The sequence below is a fragment of the Algoriphagus sp. genome (assembly GCF_046296635.1).
Lineage (GTDB): Bacteria > Bacteroidota > Bacteroidia > Cytophagales > Cyclobacteriaceae > Algoriphagus.
The window spans coordinates 37,384-56,845 of record NZ_JBKBKZ010000035.1 but is presented as its reverse complement, the minus strand read 5'-3'; the positions used below and the strand labels follow the sequence as shown (position 1 = coordinate 56,845).

Genomic DNA, 19,462 nt, shown 5'->3' with positions numbered 1-19,462 from the left:
TAAAGGGAGGGGAGGTATATGCGGCACAGCCGCATATACCTCCCCTCCCCTAAAAGCAAAACTAACGGACACCGAGCAGCTTGCCCGCCGTGGTGGGAAGTCGAGGTGAAACTTAATAAAATTTGGCTACTGGCAGAATTGCGGATATACATAATATTTAAAATCCCTATCCTGCTCGACATACGCAAGTAAATCACACTTGAAAATTGTCTTCATTTCAATCCTTTGATGACCACATTCCCTGTACCATCAGCTAAGCAAGGATATTGAAAATCAAATTTTGCTCTTTTGGGATTGGATAAGGTGGTATAAAAGCCATCTAAAAATTTGATAGTTGATTTGATGTACTTATCGTCGAGCAGTTCACTTTCGGAATACAGTGCATAAATAGCTTCTTTTTTAGCCTTAAATTCTTCAAAAGTCTTTTCAAAAATTCGCATGTCATCAATACAATAACCCCGATACCTTCGGTCTGTTATAGTCGCCAATTTCAATTCCGGTGCCGGCTTGGCATAAGGTGCTCTGACTATTCCAGCATGATCAAAATCATAAGGAACAGCTATTAGGTCAGTGCCTTCCGACGAACTGATAAGCTTAATGTTTTGCCGATATTGGACAGACCAATCAGTGTTACCAATCAAATACTGGAATACTGCCATCCGTAAAAAATCATCCTTGACAACTGATTCGGGTTTGACCAAATCCTTATCCAGAGAGGCCATTTTAACTCGTTGAGCCATTTGTTCTTCCTCTTCAATGAGGAATCCCAAAAACGGCTCATAACTTTTACCAGAATCAGTTTCATTCAAAACTGTTAGCCTAACCAATCGAACTTTGAAACTATTTGGCGTCAATTGATTGTAAATTTTATAGGTGAGATACTCACGCATCACATATTTTTCACCCCTACATGGCATTACAAGCTTGACTTTGTCCTGGCTTGAAAAAATGGTATTGGCCACGTTTTCTTTTGCAAAATTCAAAAGCAAGGGTGGGTAATCACAGATATTCATTTCCCTCCTGAAATGCCCACGAGTTTTCACCCGCAATGGAATAGAATTCGGATTCCTATAATTATCCGAGTATCCAAGTGTAAAACCAAAATATTCGGCCTCACCTTTAGTATTAGCAAAAAGTGCCCGGACGTCTCCTTTCAAAGTAATTTCCAGAATTTCTTCACTATCAAAAAGTCCTTCTTTTTGGGCAAAGCAATAATTGCCTACCGTGAAGATGACGGCAATTGAAAAAATCACTTTCTTCCAAGTTTTTCCTGGGATCATTTATATAGAAACTTTGTTTTGTCGGAGTAAAGAGCGTTTTTAAAATGGTTTGATAGAAATAAACAGATTAAGAACTGACACATGTCCCTGATAACAATTTAAAGTAATTTAAATTTTTATCTTTAAAAGTCAGTTAGATTAGCCAATTCAAACCTATCTAAACCAAGTAAAAGTTAAATTTGTCATGACTACTCGAAGAAAAGTTATTCAAACCTTAGGCCTGGCGAGTGCTTCGGCCATTTTACCTATACATACAATCGCTTCCATTATGCCAGCACAAAAAATGATTCACCAAGTTTACTTCTGGTTGCACAAAGATTCCGATCTCAATGAATTCAAGAAAGATGCCGCCCCGATGCTAGGACGCTGCAAAGATGTGGCGAATTTTATTTTGGGAGTCCCAGCACCTACTGAAAAGCGCGAGGTGGTAGATCACAGCTTTCACGTGTCCTGTACCTTGTTTTTTGATTCCCTCGAAGCACAAGCTGCATATCAAACTGATCCCCTTCATTTAGAGTTTATATCAAAGTATTCTCATATGTGGAAAACCGTAAAGGTTTACGACATAGCGATTTAATTTAAACCCCAGTAGCAGTTTATTTCGTAAGTGATTAAAGTTAAATTTCAGGTGATTATGAAAAAGTTAAATTGGATTATTGGATTGGTGATTTTGGTAATGTGGGGTTGTAATCCTAAGGACGACCCGGCACCTGTAGTTCCCGGACAGGAAGTCAAAAAAGCGATTTTTGACAGCATGACAGAGTGGTACTTCTGGAATCAGGAATTACCAGCTACAGTAGATTTCTCCAAATTTGATACAAACGAAGCTTTGTTGGATGGAATTATCTTCAAGCCACGAGATCGATTTTCATATTTGACCACACAGCAAGCTTTCAATAATGCTTTCGTGGGGAGAAATGCAGGACACGGATTTGGCTTTGCTTTCACAGCTGATGAAAAACTCTTCATCTCCTTTGTTTTTGATGAAGCACCAGCGGGAAAAGATGGTTGGAAGCGTGGTTGGGAAATCACTCAAATCAACGGAAAACCAATCGCTGATTACAAAACTTCTTCTGGAGGTTATGATTTCAAGCTTGGTGCATCAGACCCTGGGATTTCTAATTCATTTACCTTCAAACTTCCTGACGGAACTACCACTACACGCACTAATATTAAAGCAGAATACCAATCAAACTCAGTTTTGGAACAGAAGGTGTTTGAAGTAGGAGGTAAAAAAGTTGGGTATTGGGCATACCAAAGTTTCAAAGCTACAGCCGGACTTTCCCCCACTAGAAGTGCCGAAGTTACCTCGTCCATGGAGTTCTTTCAAGGTCAGGGGATTCAAGATTTGATAATTGATTTACGATACAATGGTGGAGGTTCGGTAGCTGTAGCAGAGCAAATATCCAATTACCTCATCCAGACCTCAAACTCTGGAAAGTTAATGTACACCAACAAGCTGAATCCATCCAAAACCAGTCAAAATTCTTCTAGAAACTTCTCCAAAATCGGAAGTCTTGCGCTAACACGTGTGATTTTCATCACTTCAAGGAGTTCTGCATCGGCTTCAGAACTTGTGATCAATAACCTTGACCCCTACATGGATGTGGTTTTGATTGGTGATAACACATTTGGCAAACCGGTGGGATCATTTCCCCTTTCTCAGTTTAACAGAGTGCTCAAGGACAACGATGTGGAAGTAGTACCCATCACATTTGCGACTGCAAATTCTGCCGGGAAAGCTGAATTTTTTGACGGATTTCCTGCAAGATTTAAGGTCGGCGATTCTCCTCAGTTTGGTTGGGGGGATCCTAAAGACCTTCGTTTGGCGGCAGCATTGCAGTTTGCGCAAAATGGAAATGTCTCAGGTAGAATGGTTGACACCTACTTCAAACCGAAATGGGAACTAATCGATGCCTTTAAGGGATTGCAGCAGGAATTTCCAGCCTACTAAAACAACAAAGCCCGGTCATTTGATCGGGCTTTGTTATTCTATATAAAATTGAGAGTCCAATCCCATTTCCAATAAAAAAGTTGGTTTTGAATCAAGGGCTTTGATAGGAGATATGTACGTCACACAAAAATTTCATGAAGCTAACTCACTCAAAGGGGTACCAGAAAGTGAAAGCTTAGCGAATTGAAGTGAGGCCAAAATATCCTCTCGCTCTAATTCAGGATGATCTTCCAATATTTCTTCTGTTGTCATACCGGATCCTAGCATATCCAGAATAACTTCGACCGGCCATCTCATTCCTCGGACGCAAGGTTTACCATGGCAAATTTCAGCTTCAATAGTAATTCTTGAGATTAGATCCATAGTTTTTTTATTTTAAAGTTAACCGATCGCCTCAAAAAACAAGTATATCGTCAAATTGATTTCTCGGTAAGTATTATGAAATAGTTCATTTTCTATGCCGCTCAATCAACACTTCCATCACCTCATCCAATTCGTAACCTTTAGCTTCCAGCAGGATCAAGTAGTGAAAAAGTAAATCTGCTGCCTCACCAAGGAAAAGATCTTTGTTGTCATCCTTTGCTTCGATGACTATTTCGACTGCCTCCTCTCCTACTTTCTGAGCGATTTTATTGATTCCTTTGGCAAAAAGGGAAGCAGTGTAGGACTTATCCGTGGGATTTTTTTTACGGTCTTTGATGATAGCCCGTAGATGATCGATGAAAGCTGTTTTAGAAGAATTCTCCTCTGCAAAACAAGTATCTGCACCTGTATGACAAACGGGGCCTCGAGGATTTGCTTTGACCAAAATCGAATCTCCATCACAGTCCACGGACATCGAAACCAACTCCATGAAATTCCCTGAAGTTTCACCCTTAGTCCACAGTCTGTTCTTGCTTCGACTGAAAAAAGTTACCATTCCAGTTTCCTTAGTTTTCACCAACGCCTCTTCGTTCATATAGCCTTGCATCAAGATCTTTCCACTTAAGGCATCTTGGACGATAGCTGGTACGAGGCCGTTCATTTTGTTGAAGTCGATATTCATGTTTATTCTTATTTTCTTTAGGTGAAATACTGTGGAAATACATTTGAAATAGACCCTGACAAGTCAGTGTGAAATATTCTCCAATAACCAATTATCCATTAATTTCAGCCCGATTTATCGGGCTCTATTTCAACAGTATTTCACAAAGTGTATTTCAATCTTATTTCGGGAAGCGTATATCAATTTTATTTCACGAAGTGTATTTCAACAGTATTTCCCGGAGCGTATTTCAATTGTATTTCCTAATTACTTTCTAATACTAATATCTTCCTTAATCAAATATTCTTTCAACTCCGGAATCGGAATCTCTTTGAAGTGGAAAATACTGGCGGCTAATGCTGCATCGGCCTTACCAAAGTTAAACACATCTTTGAAATGCGACATCGTACCTGCCCCCCCTGATGCGATGACAGGAATTGATAAAGCTGATGAAATCTCAGCCAAAATCTCATTGGCAAATCCTGCCTTCGTTCCATCATGATCCATTGAAGTGAGCAAAATCTCACCTGCACCTCGATCAGCTACTTCCTTGGCCCAAGCTTGAGTTCGAAGCAATGTTGCTTTCCGACCACCATGGGTATGGACAAAATCCAATCCGTCCACATTTCGTGTATCGATGGCTACCACGATGCATTGAGAACCAAACTCTCGAGCCATTTCATCCACTATTTTAGGATTGTGAACAGCTGATGAATTAATAGAAATCTTGTCAGCACCAGCATTGAGAAGGACTTTCACGTCCTCTACGGTAGAAATACCTCCTCCCACGGTAAAAGGTATATTGATCGCCTTGGCAACTTTTGTGACCAATTCAGCAAGAGTTTTTCGCTTGTCCACAGTCGCAGTGATATCCAGAAATACCAGTTCGTCAGCTCCCTCGTCAGAGTAGATTTTCGCCAATTCTACCGGATCACCTGCATCCCGAAGTTGGACAAAGTTGACTCCCTTGACCGTGCGTCCGTCTTTGATATCAAGGCAGGGGATTATTCTCTTAGTCAGCATAATTGTTTCTCAAAACTTCTTTATTCATCATCCCAAATTCAGTATTTACGATTTTTGATTTACGACCTCAATTGAACCACAATTCAAAATCCAAAGGTTAAACTTGAGAAAGTTATGATTGAGGTTCTAAACCACATCGTAAATCGTCATTCGTAAATCGTACTTCAGAATATCTTACTTAAACATACCTTGCAAGTTCTTCCAGCGTCACTCTTCCCTCATAATACGCCTTGCCGACAATCGTACCATAAACACCAATTTTCTCTAAGTCTTCCAAATCCTTAACTGATGAAACTCCTCCACTGGCGATCAGCTTCAATTCAGGAATTTCCTGCAAAATCTCCTGATAGAGTTCGACAGAAGGACCTTGTAACAAACCGTCCTTGGCGACATCAGTACAAATCACGTAGCGAATTCCTTTCTCAAAATAGCTTTTGATAAATGGAATCAAATCTTCGGAAGTGGTTTCTTCCCAACCTCCAACAGCTATTTTTTTATTTTTGGCATCAGCACCAAGAATGATTTTTTCAGCTCCATATTTGGTAATCCATTCTTCAAACAAAGTGGGATTTTTCACCGCAATACTTCCTCCAGTTACCTGCTTCGCACCAAGAGCAAAGGCCTTTTCTATTTCTTCATCCGCCTGAATTCCGCCACCAAAATCAACTTGCAGACTCGTTCCCGAGCAAATTCGCTCCAAAACATCTCCATTTATGATCTTTTTGGCTTTCGCACCATCCAAGTCCACCAAGTGAAGGCGCTGAATTCCGACTCCTTCAAATCGCTTGGCCATTTCGAGTGGATCGTCGTGGTATTCTTTTTTGCTGCTGTAGTCGCCCTGACAGAGTCGGACGCATTTGCCTCCGATGAGGTCTATCGCGGGAATTATGTACATTGTAATATTGAAAGATTGGAAAATTGGAAGATTAGGTATGGAATTACGATTTGCGATTTACGATTTACGCCCTTTTCAAGAACCTCAATCCTGAATATTAATAATTTAACTTTTAGAAATAGGCCTGAGGTTCCAATTCACCTCGTAAATCGTACTTCGTAAATCGTAAATATCAGAGTCAAATACTTAGGAAGTTCGCTAATAACCTCTCTCCTACCTCACTACTTTTCTCCGGATGTGCCTGAATGGCCCAGTAATTATCCCGATGCAAGATCGCAGTGAAATCATGAATATAATGCGTAGTTGCAATCGTATAATCGCTTAACTCTGCATAAAAGCTATGGACATAATACACAAAAGGATTAGCGCTTAAATCAGTCAATAACGGGTTTTGAGCCAAGTTTTCGAGTTCATTCCAACCCACATGTGGTACTTTGAATTCCTGAGAATTTCCAGGAATAAAGCGCTTCACTTTCACTGGAAAGATCCCCAGACACTCCGTATCGTTTTCCTCTGAGTGCTCGCAAAGCAGCTGCAAACCCAGACAAACACCCAAAAACGGCTGCTTTAATTCCTTGATCAATTGATCCAGCTTTCTTGCTTTGAGATAAGCCATGGCCGTACTTGCCTCGCCCTGACCGGGAAAAATCACCTTGTCAGCAGCGCGGATTTTCTCCACATCATCCGTGAGTTCAGCTTCCACTCCGAGACGCTCCAAAGCATAAAGGACCGATTGGACGTTTCCGGAGTTGTATTTGATTATTGTGATTTTCATTAATTTATGTCAGATGTTGGATGACCGATGACCGATGCCTTCATCCGACATCGGTCATCTGACACCCGACCCTAGTTTCTTCTCTTGTATCTTGTGTCTAATCTCTTGCTTCTTTTTCAGCCACCATCTCCTCCAACACTTTCTCAATCTCAGGCAAAGACTCAAAAAGCTGCTCGTAGCTTTCGATTACCCAATATTTATCCTGAAAACGATCTTTCCAGTATTCTGTGCTCATGATGTGACGGACGTTGTATGGGAAATGGGTGGGTTCGTCAGAAAGTGAAAACTTCGTTTCTCCAGCCGAACTCAAGATTCCCGCTCCATACACTCTCAACTCACCGTTTTCCCGAATTAAACCAAACTCAATAGTAAACCAGTAAATGCGGCTTAGCAACTGAATCGCCCAAGGATTCTCAATATGCTTCAATGCGATTCCAGAAAGGTTTTCGAGGAAATCAACGTAATGCTGATTTACTAAAAGCGGCATGTGAGCAAAGGCATCGTGGAACATATCCGGCTCCTCGAGGTAATCGAGTTGTTCCATTTTGCGCAGCCAGGTAGAAGATGGGAAACGCTTATTATTCATCAATCCGAAAAACAAATCGTCATCAATCAATCCCGGTACAACCTCTACCTGCCAACCTGTTGTTTTTGCAAGCACCTCGTTTAGTTCCTCAAAATTGGCTATCCGGTCAGCGGTAAACTTCACAGCATCCACTCCCTCCAAATAGGCCTGCGAGGCAGCTTTAGGGAGATTCGGCATCTGCCGCTCGAATAGTATTCTCCAAACCGTAAAATCCTCCTCCGTGTAAGCAGCATAATCCTGCTTCAACTTTTTTAATCTCGGGTCGTCAAAGACCCAGTCTTTAGCTTTATCACTCATATTCTATTTGGGTTTAATACTCACTACTGTTGACTTGCTTCTCCTGAAGCAGGACTTTTTACACGGTTTAGTTGTCCTGCTTCTCCAGAAGCTGGACTATTTTCTGTAGTTCTGCTTCTCCAGAAGCCGAACTGTAATCTATTTGGCAGGTAAATGCTGCTTCTGGAGACACAGCATAACCATAATCGTTGTCCAGCTTCTCCAGAAGCTGGACATTTTAATCGAGCTTCAAAATGCTGCTTCTGGAGAAGCAGCATAACCACTTCATTTATTAAACTAAAAAAGGCCTACACCAGCAATGGAATAGGCCTTTTAATTTCATCTGATTACAATCGACCTTTTATGGCCAGATGGAATCTCGCTTGAGAGATGATAATTCCAAAGGGAATCTCTTTCTTCAAGCTCGATTTCTTCAGCAAAAACCAAAGCATTCCTATTCCCTCAATGAAGGAGACGATAAGAATGATGCACGTAGGTTCTTGGTGTTGGATTCATGGTGTGAATTTACACAGGGTTTTGGCTTAGCACAAACAAATTTTACAGGAGGTCGAAAGATTTCCTATTTAGAAAATATCAAATTCTATTCAGTGGATTCGAATTTGGTTTTGAGAAATCAAAATAATATTTGAATTGTCCGTCTTTATGGTTTCCAAAAACAGTTCTAATTGTGCCATAGGGAATTTCATCATTAGCCAAATACGCTGAACCAACAATTTCCCAATCAACCCCTTCATTTCCATGTCTTTGTGAGATAAAATCCTTCATTAACTTATTCGCCACTGATAAACTATGGCAATCTAACATATAAGGGACCTCAGAGGTCAATCCTAATTGAGGATTAGGTCTGTAGACAATCTTAATGAAATTGCCAATAAACTTCTTTGTTGAGTATAAGTTTTTGCCGCTAAAATGCATCGCAAGACCAATTATGTGGTGTTTTTTATAGCAGTAAGTTTTTATTTCAGAAAGATTTAACCCAAAATCTTGGTACAGCCAAACAAAATATTGTTTTGGGAAAATTTTACAATATTCGAATGGATCAAAATCGTTTGAAATTTGAGTGTCTTTCTCCCATAAGTCATAAAAGAATTTTTCTTCTTTTTTCAAGAAAAGCTTTTGGAAAAAACTTTTTTTCGTAAGTGAATCAAGAAAATGATTTTTAAACTGTGCGTCTAAATGAACATTGAAAGCAAGATTAAGTACTACCAAATTGAAAAAATTAACTAGATCATCTTCCGAAATTGAATACTCTTGTCCCACATACTCTTGAAAAGAATCGTTTATTTGTTTAAAAATCTTGCCACAATCTCCTCTAAATAAAACCTTATTTTTCGAAGCATCATGCCAAATATTTAAGAGAGGTAAAAAGTCAATTGTTTGAAACCTATTTACAAGTTCACTATTGATTTGACTAAATGCCGCTAAAATCTCGTTTTTGTCTTGACTCTTATAATGCTCTTGGATTAATTCTCCAAACTGTGCTCCAGCGAATTGACCAATTAAACTTTCTACCATAAAAATTATAAAACTAATAGTTAGTATAACGAATAAAGCTATTTATTACCAATCGTTTTTTAAAACCTAAAATCTCAAAGAGTAAAAATCTGTATTGAAAACACCTAATAATGGTATCTACAAGCAATAATCAACTGTTCGGAATTCTGAAAGTAATAAACCAGCCGATGTTCCCCGTCCATCCTTCTTGACCAAAAGCCTTGCAAATCATGTTTTAAGGTCTCGGGATTTCCGATTCCCCCTTATTGTCCTGCTTTTCCATAAGCAGGACATTAACCCAAATTTGTTTCGATTTTTTTGAACAACTCGAAAGTTTTTCTTTTTGCGAAAATCTCTTTGATCCAAACGGCTAGTCTCGCACTTTGAGCAAAGTCCAAAGTCTTCTGTCAATTTGAATAAGCTTTTTCCCGAATCTCATGAGATTCATAGATGATTCCTTCCGCACCTGACATCACGGATATAAGGCTTGATTTTGATTCGTTTTTGGTGTATTATTGCATCAAACCAGTCAATTATGGCAAGACAAAGCATCTCTCTCACCCAGCCCAATGACGAATGGCTAAAAGCCCAAGTGGACAACTTGGAATATTCCAGCAAAAGTGAATTGGTAAATGATCTGATCAGGCAAGCCAGAAAACAAGAGGCTGAAATTGATTGGATTAGGACCAAACTCGAAAAGGCTGAGAAAAGCGGGTTTACCTCCCATACCAAAGAACAGATTTTGGCTGAAGCTAAGTCCTTGGTAAATGGCTAACTATAGATTAAGCGAAGAAGCTAAAGAGGACTTGATCCGAATCTACCATTATGGGGTAAAAAGATTTGGAATGACCCAAGCTGACAACTATTTCGATAATTTTTTCAATTACTTTGAGATGATTGCAGAAAGACCATTTTCATTCGAATCTGTGAATCATATCAAGGATGGATATAGGCGTTGTATCTGTGGATCCGACAGCATTTATTTTAGAATTAATCAAGAAAGAGTGGAAATAATGGCGATTGTCGGGAGACAGGATTTGTCTAAAATCTTATGATCTTCAGATTATTTTGCTTCTCCTAAAGCCAAACCTATTTTTCAATCTGATAAAAAGCAGCTATCAGAAAAGCAGCATAACAAAAAAATCGGTTGCCACTGATGCAGCAACCGATACATCTATGTTATTAAAGCAACTCAAAGGATTTCCGCATCGCAAAGCTTTCCCGAATCCAAGCTGTAAGTCTCGCGCTTTGCGCAAAGTCCAAAGTCTGCTGTCCATCAGAATAGGCTTTCTCCGGAATCTCATGAGATTCATAGATAATTCCGTCCGCACCGGACATCACTCCTGCTAAGGCCATCTGAGGCACATACGATCTGATTCCAATACCGTGTGAAGGATCGACGATCACAGGAAGATGAGATTTGGCTTTCAGAATTGGAATAGCATTCAGATCCAGGGTGTTTCTGGAAGCACTTTCATAAGTTCGGATGCCTCGTTCGCAAAGGATCAGTTTTTCATTTCCTCCGGAAAAAACATATTCCGCTGACTGAAGCAATTCCTCAATTGTACCGGAAATCCCCCGCTTAATCATCACGGCTTTATCGACTTTTCCTAGTTCGTCTAAGAGATTGAAGTTCTGGGAATTTCGTGCGCCAACTTGATAAACATCCACATACGGATACATTTCCTCGATTTGTGAGGTTTGCATCACTTCAGTCACGATTTTGATTCCTGCTTTGCTTGCGATATCGTGCCACAATTTCAAGCCTTCCAAACCCAAACCACGAAACGCATAGGGACTACTTCTTGGTTTAAATACTCCTCCACGCATCATTTTGATACCGTTCTCCACGCAGTGGTTCACCACTTTTCGGATTTGCTCCTCTGATTCAATCGAGCAAGGTCCGGTGATCACTGCCATTTCACCGTCTTTGATGAATACTCCGTCACCCAGATCGACTGAAGTTGGCTTGGCTTTCCATTTCTTGGACACCAGTTTATATTCGTCGGAAACAATATGGATGTCTTTGATTCCATCCATTTGACCGATTTTTCGAATGTCAAATTCATTTTTACCAATGCCAATTAGGTAGTCTCCCAATTGGGTTTTGACCTCGGTAGTTTTATAGCCGATTCCTTTGACCTGATCGATCAATTTGTCCTTTTGGACATCGGAAATATCGGGTTGAAGTTGGATAATCATTTTTATTTACGATTTACGATTTTTGATTTACGCCATGGTGAGTAGAGTCAAATCTTTTCCAAAGTATGAAACTTTGGAAAAGTTCTTAACGAATCACAGACTGAATATATTCCTGAATATCAGCACTCAGGTTCTTTGCTTCTTTGACTTTCTTAATAAAAGCCGAACCAATTATTGCTCCATGACTATAATTCGAAGCGGTGGTGAATGTTTCGGAATCTGATATTCCAAAGCCAATTAACCTAGGATTCTTCAAGTTCATCGCCTTGACCCGCTCGAAATAAGCGATTTGTTCTTCGCTGATTCCGATTCGCGCTCCTGTGATACTGTGGGCCGAAACCATATAAATAAAGCCATTGGAGTTTTGATCGATCTCACGGATTCGCTTTTCAGAAGTCTGAGGAGAAATCAGGAAGGTATTGAACAAGCCATACTCTTCAAACAGCTCCTTAAACTCATCCTGATATTGCTGCATAGGAAGGTCAGGAAGGATCAATCCGTCGATGCCAACCTCTTTACATTTCTTACAAAACTCCTCCATTCCATATTGCATAATCGGATTCAAATAACCCATCAAAACGACTGGAATATGGATTTTTGCTCGAAAACCTTTCAACTGATCGAAGAGCTTCTTCAAACTCATCCCATTTTCCAAAGCAATCAAATTACTGTCCTGAATCGTCGGCCCGTCTGCGATCGGATCGGAATAGGGAACTCCAATCTCGATGATGTCCGCTCCTCCAGTTTGTATAGCCTCCATAATCGGAAGCGTATCCTCCAACTCCGGAAAACCAGCCGTGAAGTAGATCGAGAGAACGCGTTCTTTTTTGGTGTTAAATAGGTAGTTTATTCGATTCATTTTAAGTACGAGTTAAGAAATACGATTTACGAGGTGGTGAGAAAAGTTGCAGCCATTTTGAATATCCAAGTCTTAAGAATTTAATTTTAGAAGTACGATTTACGAAATACGATTTACGACGATTATTTGTACCTCAATCCTTCATTCCAAAGAGTAAAGCCTTGGCAAATTCTTTTGAGGTTCTTTTAGGCTTCGTAAATCGTAAATCAAAATTCTGAAATCCGAAATCAGAAATCAGAAATCAATATCCACCCCATTTGATATATGTCTCCAAATCCTTGTCTCCTCTTCCTGACAGGTTGATTACGATCACGTCATCCTTCTTGTATTCAATCATATTCAAAGCGTGAATTGCATGAGCAGTTTCGATAGCTGGAATGATTCCCTCTGTTCTGCTGAGCAAAATTCCGGCTTTCATCGCATCTTCATCTTCCACAGCGACAAACTCCGCTCTTCCGATATCGAACAAATGCGCATGCACAGGGCCGATTCCCGGATAATCCAATCCAGCCGAGATAGAATGCGGTTCTACTACTTGACCATCTTCGGTTTGCATCAAAATGGTCTTAGATCCGTGCAAAATCCCCGGCGTGCCTAGTGCTGTAGTGGCGGCGGACTTTCCTGAATAAACTCCCAATCCTGCCGCTTCGGCAGCAATCAAACGAACCTCTGGTGTATTATAATAATGGTAGAAAGCTCCCGCAGCATTGGATCCACCACCCACACAGGCGATTACCAAATCAGGATTTTCTCTACCTTCTTTTTCTACTAACTGCCACTTGATTTCCTCAGAAATCACCGACTGGAATCTGGCAACCATCTCAGGATAAGGATGCGGACCCACCACCGAACCGATGATGTAATGCGTATCCACAGGATTGTTGATCCATTGACGCATGGCTTCATTCGTGGCATCTTTGAGCGTCTGAGAACCGGAAGTAGCGGGAACTACTTTGGCTCCAAGAATTTTCATCCGTTCCACATTTGGCTTTTGGCGTTCGATGTCTAATGATCCCATGTAAACGGTGCATTCCATGCCCATCAAGGCACAAACTGTGGCAGTTGCGACACCGTGTTGACCTGCCCCAGTTTCAGCAATGATTCGCTTTTTGCCAAGCTTTTTTGCCAAGATGATTTGTCCAACCGTATTGTTTACTTTATGTGCACCAGTATGGCAAAGGTCTTCCCGCTTAAGATAGATTTTGGCTCCAAATTTCTCCGAAAGTCTTGAAGCGAAATACAAGGGTGTTGGGCGCCCTACGAAGTCACGCAGGAGCATCTGAAATTCTTTTTGGTATTCCTCAGTTGCAATGATCGATTGCCAATTCTCCCTCAGCTCTTCAATATTTGGATGAAGCATCTCGGGGATATATGCCCCGCCAAACTTTCCATAAAAGCCCTTTTCATCTACACGTATCATGGGGTATTCGTTAATGGTTAATAGTTTTCAGAGTCTAGCTCCGAAGTCAAATTGAATCTTTATACTTAAGCTAGTCGCTCCTTGAAGCGAATTAACTTTTCAATATTCTTTAGTCCTGGAGCGTCCTCAAATTTCGAGTTCAGATCCACGCCTTGGAGTTGTGGGATTCGCTTGCGCAAAGCCAAAGCTTCATCTGCACTTTTGTCATCCAAACCCCCACTTATTAGAAAGCCTTTGTCGAAAGGATAAGTTTCCAAAATCTTCCAGTCAAATTTTTTACCCGAGCCTCCATGAACCGGTGTCGCTGTATCGAAAAGGAATTTGCTCACAAAAGGCAAGTATCCTTCAAGACTTTTCCAATCGATCTTCTCCCCTACTGAAATCACTTTCCAAAGCTCGAATTCTGTCTTTTCTGAAAGATTTTTAACGAATTCTGATGACTCATTTCCATGAAGCTGAATGGCTGAAAGCCCAAATTTTTCAACTATTCGAAGGATTTCCTCTTCAGTTTCATTTACAAAAACCCCAACTTTTTTTACTGGAATTTCTTTCAGTTCTTCAGCTTTTTCATCCGAGACAAAGCGTGGTGATTTGGGATAAAAGATCAAACCCATCCAGTCGGGTGTCACTTCTGAAACCAGACGATGGATATTCTCCAAATCCCGCATTCCACAGACTTTGATTTCCATTAGGCCTTGGACAATTCTTCTTTTTGTAAGAGATTCCGATATTCTTTGATGAAATTATATGCTGCCTGCTCCGGCCGTGCAGATTTCATGAAGTTTTCCCCGATCAAAAATCCATCGAATCCAACTTTTTTAAGCTGAATGAGTGTTTGAGGATCAGAAATTCCACTTTCAGAGATCTTCACAAATGAGGAAGGAATCTGTTTCACCAATTCCATTGAAGTCTCTAAAGACACTTCAAATGTTTTCAGATTTCTATTGTTTACACCTACCAGGTCAACGTGATCATTCAGGCTTTTTTCCAATTCATCGCCATCGTGAACTTCCAGCAAAACTTCCAGGCCTAGACTCTTTGCAAAAGCTGCCAATGATTTCAGCTTTACAGGTTCCAAAGCTGCTGCAATCAATAAAATGCAATCCGCTCCAATGGATTTGGCTTCGATGATTTGATATTCTTCAACCACAAAATCTTTTCTGAGGATCGGGCAGAAATTGAATTTTCGGACAGTTTTGAGGTCATCATTTGAGCCTCCAAAGTATTCCTTATCTGTGAGGATTGACAAAGCCGAAGCTCCAGCCTGCATGTATCCAATGCTGACTTTCTCTACCGAGGCAGATCCGTTGATCATGCCTTTGGATGGTGACTTTCGCTTGAATTCAGCGATAATGCCAGACTTCTCCGGATTGGTCACGTATTTTTTCATCGAGACCACTTTTCCTTCGAAATAGATGCTTTGCTCTAACAATTTAATCGGCAGCACGCTGCTTTTATCGGCTACTTCTCTAACCTTATCTGCAATGATTTTTTCTAAAATATTCATGTGTTTATAATTATTCTTCACTTGCCACACCTGCCTGTCGGCAGGCAGGTGGAATCTCGCATTTTTTTTAATCATCACAGGGTGAGACTTTTTAATCATGCTTGATTTCATTTGGAATGTTTAAGCTAATGAAACAAGGGTTTTAGGATTGACTAGGCCATTGAAGACTCTGAGTGCTTTACCGCTAAGCAAAACTTCCTCTGCCAAAGCAACTGCATCCGGAAAATTCATGCCTTCTCTTGCTGTCACTAATGCTGCGGCAGCATTGGCTGTAACTACTGCATTTTGACTCTTTGTCCCTTCGCCCTTGAGGATTTTTTCAAATATTTTTGCAGACTCCTGAACTGTGTCTCCTCCAGCAATGCTTTCCGCGGAAATCTTAGTGAGGCCTAAATTTTCAGGATGGAGTAATCTTTCGCCCGAATTGGAAATCATCTTGAATGGTCCAGTCAGGGAAATTTCATCGTATCCATCAATGGCATGGAGAATTGAGAATCTTCCTTCCATTTCTTGATAGAGATAGCCGTACAATCGGGCTAGTTCCATACTAAATACCCCAACCAATTGTTTCTTAGGAAAGCTGGGATTAACCATGGGTCCGAGCATGTTGAAGAAGGTTTTCACGCCAAGTTCTTTTCGGATTGGAGCTACATTTTTCATTGCAGGATGAAAAAGCGGGGCATGCAGAAAGCATAACCCTGCTTCATCCAAAGAACGACGAATTTCACTGATGTCATTGGTGAATTCGTAGCCAAAATAGCTCAACAAATTCGACGAACCACAGATCGATGAAACTCCCGTATTTCCGTGTTTAGCTACATTTTGACCGGCACCAGCTACAATGAAAGAAGACAAAGTCGAGATATTAAAGGTGTCTTTGCCGTCACCACCAGTCCCACAGAGATCCATGGCATCATATTCTTCAATTTCTACCGGAATACATAACTCCAGCATCGCCTCTCGAAAACCTCGCAACTCTTCCACTGTAATGCTCCGCATCAAGTAAACTGTCATAAATGCAGCAATTTGGCTCGAGTTGTACGAACCAGTCGCTAAGTTTTTCAGCACTTCTCTCGCTTGAACCTGTGAGAGCGTTTTATGCTCGATTAGTTGATTAAGAATTTCCTTCATTTGGGTGGGTGATTACTGTTCAAGGTTAGGATTCTAACCAATTTTGCATAATTCTGACTCCGTTTTCAGTTAAGATACTTTCCGGGTGAAACTGAACACCTCTTACGTTGTACTTTTTGTGTCGCACAGCCATAATTTGCTCATCGGGAGTTCGGGCAATAACTTCGAGATCAGGCGAAAGGGTGGATTCATCAATGACCCAGGAGTGATACCTTCCAATACTAAATGTATCGGGGATTTGCTCAAAAAGCAAGTCCTTCTGCACGGTAACCTTGGAGGCCACCCCGTGTAGGACCTCAGAAAGGTTGATTAGACTACCACCAAATGCTTCCCCTATAGCTTGATGTCCGAGACAAACTCCTAAAATAGACTTCGCAGCGGAGTATTTTTTCAGCAATTCAGGCATAATCCCAGCTTCTGAAGGGACACCTGGCCCTGGAGAAAGGATTATTTTGTCGTATTTGTCGACTTCCTCCAAATTGATTTTGTCATTTCGGATAACATCCATTTGCGCACCATATCCCAACTGGCGCACGATGTACACCAAGTTGTATGTGAAGGAGTCGTAATTATCGAGGACGAGGATTTTCATTTTTTTGGATTGTAAAATTGAAATATTTGAAATTTGAAAGATTAGTCAGAGTTTATCGCTCTTCTTCTTTCTGTCTTCAAAGTCATTTAGGTACTTAACAAAACCCTTTAGCTCACTAGAAAAGTCAACCAAATCCAGATAGTTTTCTTGATATATTTCTTCATCTATTTTCCCCCTGAAAGCAAAAGAAAAAGCTGACTTCGCAGTTCACCAGCAGATCCTTTAGCTATTTCCAAATAGCGAATGAATTGTCGATTTCTGTTGTATTCAAATCCTTCCGCAATGTTATTAGAGATCGATATTGCCGAGCCAACCAATTGATCATTTGCTCGATAATCTTTCGCCAGTTTTTCAGATTCGACTAGTTTGTAGATTTTCACTCCAATCCTTATCGCATGCTGCCAGATTGGCAAATCCTCAAACCGCTCATACTTTGCCATAATATTTCAATTCTAAATAGTTCAATAATTCAAACCTAAGGTTTCAAAGAGACGCTAATGTTGAGAAATTTAAATTGAACAAACATGAGCTAGATTCAATGCTATCCCTCTGTGTCCCCAATTTTTCAATTTTTGAATCTTACAATTTTTAAATTAACTCCGCCGCTCTCAGCGCCACCCTCAACGCCTCCAGTTTATTAGCAACTTCCTGCAGTTCTGACGGAATTGAGCTTTTCGCCACCACCCCAGCACCTGCCTGGAATCTGAGTTGATTGTCTTCTGAGACAAAGGATCGAATCAATATGGCATGATTGAAATCTCCATTAAAGCCGAGATAACCGATCGCTCCGCCGTAAAATTGCCGACTGATATTTTCCAATTCATCGATCAATTCCATCGCTCGATATTTTGGGGCGCCGCTGAGAGTTCCAGCAGGGAAAGTGTCCCCTACCAGTTGAAGAGGATTTGCCCCTTCCGGTAAATGGCCTGTGACTTTGGAAACCAAGTGAATCACATGGGAATAGTATTGGATTTCTTTGAATACATCTACTTCGACTCGATCAGAAGATCGTGAAAGGTCATTTCTAGCCAAATCGACCAACATCACGTGTTCCGAGTTTTCCTTTGGATCATCGTATAATTTTACGGCCAACTCCGCATCTTCAGCGTCATTACCTGTTCGGCGGAAAGTCCCGGCAATCGGGAAAATCGTTGCTTTCTGATTTTTGACAACGATCTGAGCTTCCGGTGAACTCCCGAAAACTTTGAATGATCCATAATCAAAGTAGAAGAGGTATGGCGAAGGATTAACAGACCTCAATGCGCGATAAACATTGAATTCATCCCCTTTGAAATCTGTGGTGAATCTGCGGGACAAGACGATTTGAAAGACATCTCCACGAAAGCAGTGCTCGCGACCTTGATTCAGGATTTTGAGGAATTCCTCATCAGTATAGTTGGAAACTTCCTCACCAAGCTTCTTAAATGAATAGGCTGGGATGTTTTTATTGTTGAGCAACGTTTCAATTTCATCGATGTATTCCGGGTTTTCTGCGCCAGCTACCCGGTGTTCAAAAAGGTGAAGCTCATTTTTATAATGATCCACCACGATGATGTTTTGATACATGGAATACTGCATCATCGGAGTTTCGTTTGGCGCAGTATTATGAAGTTTGATATCTTCAAAATAGGCTAATGTATCGTATTGAATATATCCAAAAAGCCCGTTGGTGCTGAATTTGAATTTGTCGGGAGTTGGGTCGAATTTATTTCCAAAAGCTCTTAAACAATCCATCAATCGCTTTTTTTCAGAAACCTCATATTCCAAAACCTCCCTAATTGGAAGTGATTCTTTGACTTTTCCCGCATTGAAACTGAAGGTTGCTAGGGGATTGAAGCAGATGAATGAATAGCTGTTTTCCTGCCCATGGTAATCGGAACTTTCCAGCAAAATTGGATTTGCAAACCGGTCTCTGATCTGCAGATAAATGCTGACAGGAGTTATGGTGTCCGCAAGTCGCTTGCGGTAAGTTGTCAGAATCGGAAATTTAATTTGGCTCATTCGGGGTTGATTTTTTTGCATAAAAAAAGACTTACCGGGAAAATCCAGTAAGCCTTTTACTATAGAGTTGCGCAAATTTTAAGCAACGGCTTTCTGAGCTTTCCCTTGGAAAGATATAGAATGCCACCACCAGTATTTGTTTGCGATTGTCTTCATAACACAGTCGCAAATTTAGAAAGGGATCGGAATAAGCAAAGCATCATTTCAATTATTTCAAAAAAATATTTTAAGATGACAGATTCATAAAAAATGAATCTGATTATCTGCCTCTTTGCCAGTAGATCAAAATGGACTCGTCCCGATAGCCATGGGACGGCCACCGGATTTCAGTTTAATAAAGGGAGAGGATTCGAAGTGAAACTTACTAAAATATGGCTACTTACAGAATTGCGGATATACATTAATATGAAAATCAAATAGAT

At 40.6% G+C, this 19,462-nt stretch carries 23 protein-coding genes; 4 read left to right on the top strand and 19 right to left on the bottom strand.

From position 1 onward, the window contains the following. Nucleotides 1-212 precede the first annotated feature (212 nt). Complete coding sequence (locus ACK4HU_RS20040; RefSeq protein ID WP_409809507.1) at nucleotides 213-1,280, bottom strand: hypothetical protein; 1,068 nt, start codon at nucleotides 1,278-1,280, stop codon at nucleotides 213-215. Between the two features lie 184 nt (nucleotides 1,281-1,464). On the opposite strand from ACK4HU_RS20040, the gene ACK4HU_RS20035 reads away from it, so the two are divergent. Together ACK4HU_RS20035 and ACK4HU_RS20030 are read left to right on the top strand one after the other, a co-directional pair. Beyond that, nucleotides 1,465-1,857 (top strand): Dabb family protein, encoded by a 393-nt coding sequence (locus ACK4HU_RS20035; protein ID WP_409809506.1) that lies wholly within the window; start codon nucleotides 1,465-1,467, stop codon nucleotides 1,855-1,857. A gap of 57 nt (nucleotides 1,858-1,914) precedes the next feature. Then, on the top strand, nucleotides 1,915-3,234 hold the full coding sequence (locus ACK4HU_RS20030) for a S41 family peptidase (RefSeq protein WP_409809505.1): 1,320 nt from the start codon (nucleotides 1,915-1,917) through the stop codon (nucleotides 3,232-3,234). 132 nt (nucleotides 3,235-3,366) lie between these two features. Here ACK4HU_RS20030 and ACK4HU_RS20025 read toward each other — a convergent pair whose 3' ends face one another. The 9 genes from ACK4HU_RS20025 to ACK4HU_RS19985 form a co-directional block, all read right to left on the bottom strand. Then, nucleotides 3,367-3,597 (bottom strand): DUF433 domain-containing protein, encoded by a 231-nt coding sequence (locus tag ACK4HU_RS20025; RefSeq protein ID WP_409809504.1) that lies wholly within the window; start codon nucleotides 3,595-3,597, stop codon nucleotides 3,367-3,369. 85 nt (nucleotides 3,598-3,682) lie between these two features. Then, nucleotides 3,683-4,285, bottom strand: a complete 603-nt coding sequence (gene hisIE, locus ACK4HU_RS20020) for a bifunctional phosphoribosyl-AMP cyclohydrolase/phosphoribosyl-ATP diphosphatase HisIE (protein ID WP_409809510.1) — start codon at nucleotides 4,283-4,285, stop codon at nucleotides 3,683-3,685. Between the two features lie 240 nt (nucleotides 4,286-4,525). After that, nucleotides 4,526-5,281, bottom strand: coding sequence for an imidazole glycerol phosphate synthase subunit HisF (gene hisF / locus ACK4HU_RS20015; protein WP_409809503.1), 756 nt, complete (start codon nucleotides 5,279-5,281; stop codon nucleotides 4,526-4,528). A gap of 178 nt (nucleotides 5,282-5,459) precedes the next feature. Continuing rightward, on the bottom strand, nucleotides 5,460-6,176 hold the full coding sequence (gene hisA / locus ACK4HU_RS20010; RefSeq protein ID WP_409809502.1) for a 1-(5-phosphoribosyl)-5-[(5-phosphoribosylamino)methylideneamino]imidazole-4-carboxamide isomerase: 717 nt from the start codon (nucleotides 6,174-6,176) through the stop codon (nucleotides 5,460-5,462). 178 nt (nucleotides 6,177-6,354) lie between these two features. Continuing rightward, nucleotides 6,355-6,951, bottom strand: coding sequence for an imidazole glycerol phosphate synthase subunit HisH (gene hisH, locus ACK4HU_RS20005; RefSeq protein WP_409809501.1), 597 nt, complete (start codon nucleotides 6,949-6,951; stop codon nucleotides 6,355-6,357). Nucleotides 6,952-7,048: 97 nt separating this feature from the next. Beyond that, nucleotides 7,049-7,834: a phenylalanine 4-monooxygenase gene (locus ACK4HU_RS20000; protein WP_409809500.1), complete on the bottom strand. Its 786-nt coding sequence runs from the start codon at nucleotides 7,832-7,834 to the stop codon at nucleotides 7,049-7,051. 23 nt (nucleotides 7,835-7,857) lie between these two features. Next, entirely contained in the window at nucleotides 7,858-8,091 is a 234-nt protein-coding gene (locus tag ACK4HU_RS19995; RefSeq protein WP_409809499.1) for a hypothetical protein, read from the bottom strand. A gap of 316 nt (nucleotides 8,092-8,407) precedes the next feature. Continuing rightward, nucleotides 8,408-9,349, bottom strand: a complete 942-nt coding sequence (locus tag ACK4HU_RS19990; RefSeq protein WP_409809498.1) for a hypothetical protein — start codon at nucleotides 9,347-9,349, stop codon at nucleotides 8,408-8,410. Nucleotides 9,350-9,453: 104 nt separating this feature from the next. Next, on the bottom strand, nucleotides 9,454-9,585 hold the full coding sequence (locus ACK4HU_RS19985; protein WP_409809509.1) for a Txe/YoeB family addiction module toxin: 132 nt from the start codon (nucleotides 9,583-9,585) through the stop codon (nucleotides 9,454-9,456). A gap of 278 nt (nucleotides 9,586-9,863) precedes the next feature. Here ACK4HU_RS19985 and ACK4HU_RS19980 point away from each other — a divergent pair, with 278 nt between their 5' ends. Both ACK4HU_RS19980 and ACK4HU_RS19975 read left to right on the top strand, forming a co-directional pair. Further along, nucleotides 9,864-10,103 (top strand): type II toxin-antitoxin system ParD family antitoxin, encoded by a 240-nt coding sequence (locus ACK4HU_RS19980; protein WP_409809497.1) that lies wholly within the window; start codon nucleotides 9,864-9,866, stop codon nucleotides 10,101-10,103. Next, entirely contained in the window at nucleotides 10,096-10,383 is a 288-nt protein-coding gene (locus tag ACK4HU_RS19975; protein ID WP_409809496.1) for a type II toxin-antitoxin system RelE/ParE family toxin, read from the top strand. The genes ACK4HU_RS19980 and ACK4HU_RS19975 overlap by 8 nt, the downstream gene beginning before the upstream one ends. Before the next feature lie 127 nt (nucleotides 10,384-10,510). Here ACK4HU_RS19975 and aroF read toward each other — a convergent pair whose 3' ends face one another. The 9 genes from aroF to ACK4HU_RS19930 all read right to left on the bottom strand — a co-directional run bounded on the left by aroF (nucleotide 10,511) and on the right by ACK4HU_RS19930 (nucleotide 19,040). Continuing rightward, nucleotides 10,511-11,530, bottom strand: coding sequence for a 3-deoxy-7-phosphoheptulonate synthase (aroF, locus tag ACK4HU_RS19970; RefSeq protein ID WP_409809495.1), 1,020 nt, complete (start codon nucleotides 11,528-11,530; stop codon nucleotides 10,511-10,513). Between the two features lie 85 nt (nucleotides 11,531-11,615). Then, complete coding sequence (gene trpA / locus ACK4HU_RS19965) at nucleotides 11,616-12,389, bottom strand: tryptophan synthase subunit alpha (RefSeq protein ID WP_409809494.1); 774 nt, start codon at nucleotides 12,387-12,389, stop codon at nucleotides 11,616-11,618. A 241-nt stretch (nucleotides 12,390-12,630) separates the two neighbouring features. Next, nucleotides 12,631-13,809 (bottom strand): tryptophan synthase subunit beta, encoded by a 1,179-nt coding sequence (gene trpB, locus ACK4HU_RS19960; protein ID WP_409809493.1) that lies wholly within the window; start codon nucleotides 13,807-13,809, stop codon nucleotides 12,631-12,633. Between the two features lie 65 nt (nucleotides 13,810-13,874). Next, nucleotides 13,875-14,498, bottom strand: coding sequence for a phosphoribosylanthranilate isomerase (locus tag ACK4HU_RS19955; RefSeq protein ID WP_409809492.1), 624 nt, complete (start codon nucleotides 14,496-14,498; stop codon nucleotides 13,875-13,877). Then, on the bottom strand, nucleotides 14,498-15,316 hold the full coding sequence (gene trpC, locus ACK4HU_RS19950) for an indole-3-glycerol phosphate synthase TrpC (RefSeq protein ID WP_409809491.1): 819 nt from the start codon (nucleotides 15,314-15,316) through the stop codon (nucleotides 14,498-14,500). Before trpC ends, ACK4HU_RS19955 begins: the two co-directional genes overlap by 1 nt. A 120-nt stretch (nucleotides 15,317-15,436) precedes the next feature. After that, the gene (gene trpD, locus ACK4HU_RS19945; RefSeq protein ID WP_409809490.1) at nucleotides 15,437-16,447 is read right to left on the bottom strand and encodes an anthranilate phosphoribosyltransferase; all 1,011 of its coding nucleotides are present in this window, start codon (nucleotides 16,445-16,447) and stop codon (nucleotides 15,437-15,439) included. 25 nt (nucleotides 16,448-16,472) lie between these two features. Beyond that, nucleotides 16,473-17,039 carry an anthranilate synthase component II gene (locus ACK4HU_RS19940; RefSeq protein ID WP_409809489.1) on the bottom strand — a complete coding sequence of 189 codons (567 nt, stop codon included), beginning with the start codon at nucleotides 17,037-17,039 and terminating at the stop codon, nucleotides 16,473-16,475. 164 nt (nucleotides 17,040-17,203) lie between these two features. Beyond that, nucleotides 17,204-17,479 carry a four helix bundle protein gene (locus ACK4HU_RS19935; protein ID WP_409809488.1) on the bottom strand — a complete coding sequence of 92 codons (276 nt, stop codon included), beginning with the start codon at nucleotides 17,477-17,479 and terminating at the stop codon, nucleotides 17,204-17,206. Nucleotides 17,480-17,627: 148 nt separating this feature from the next. After that, nucleotides 17,628-19,040 (bottom strand): anthranilate synthase component I family protein, encoded by a 1,413-nt coding sequence (locus tag ACK4HU_RS19930; protein ID WP_409809487.1) that lies wholly within the window; start codon nucleotides 19,038-19,040, stop codon nucleotides 17,628-17,630. Nucleotides 19,041-19,462: the final 422 nt, after the last annotated feature.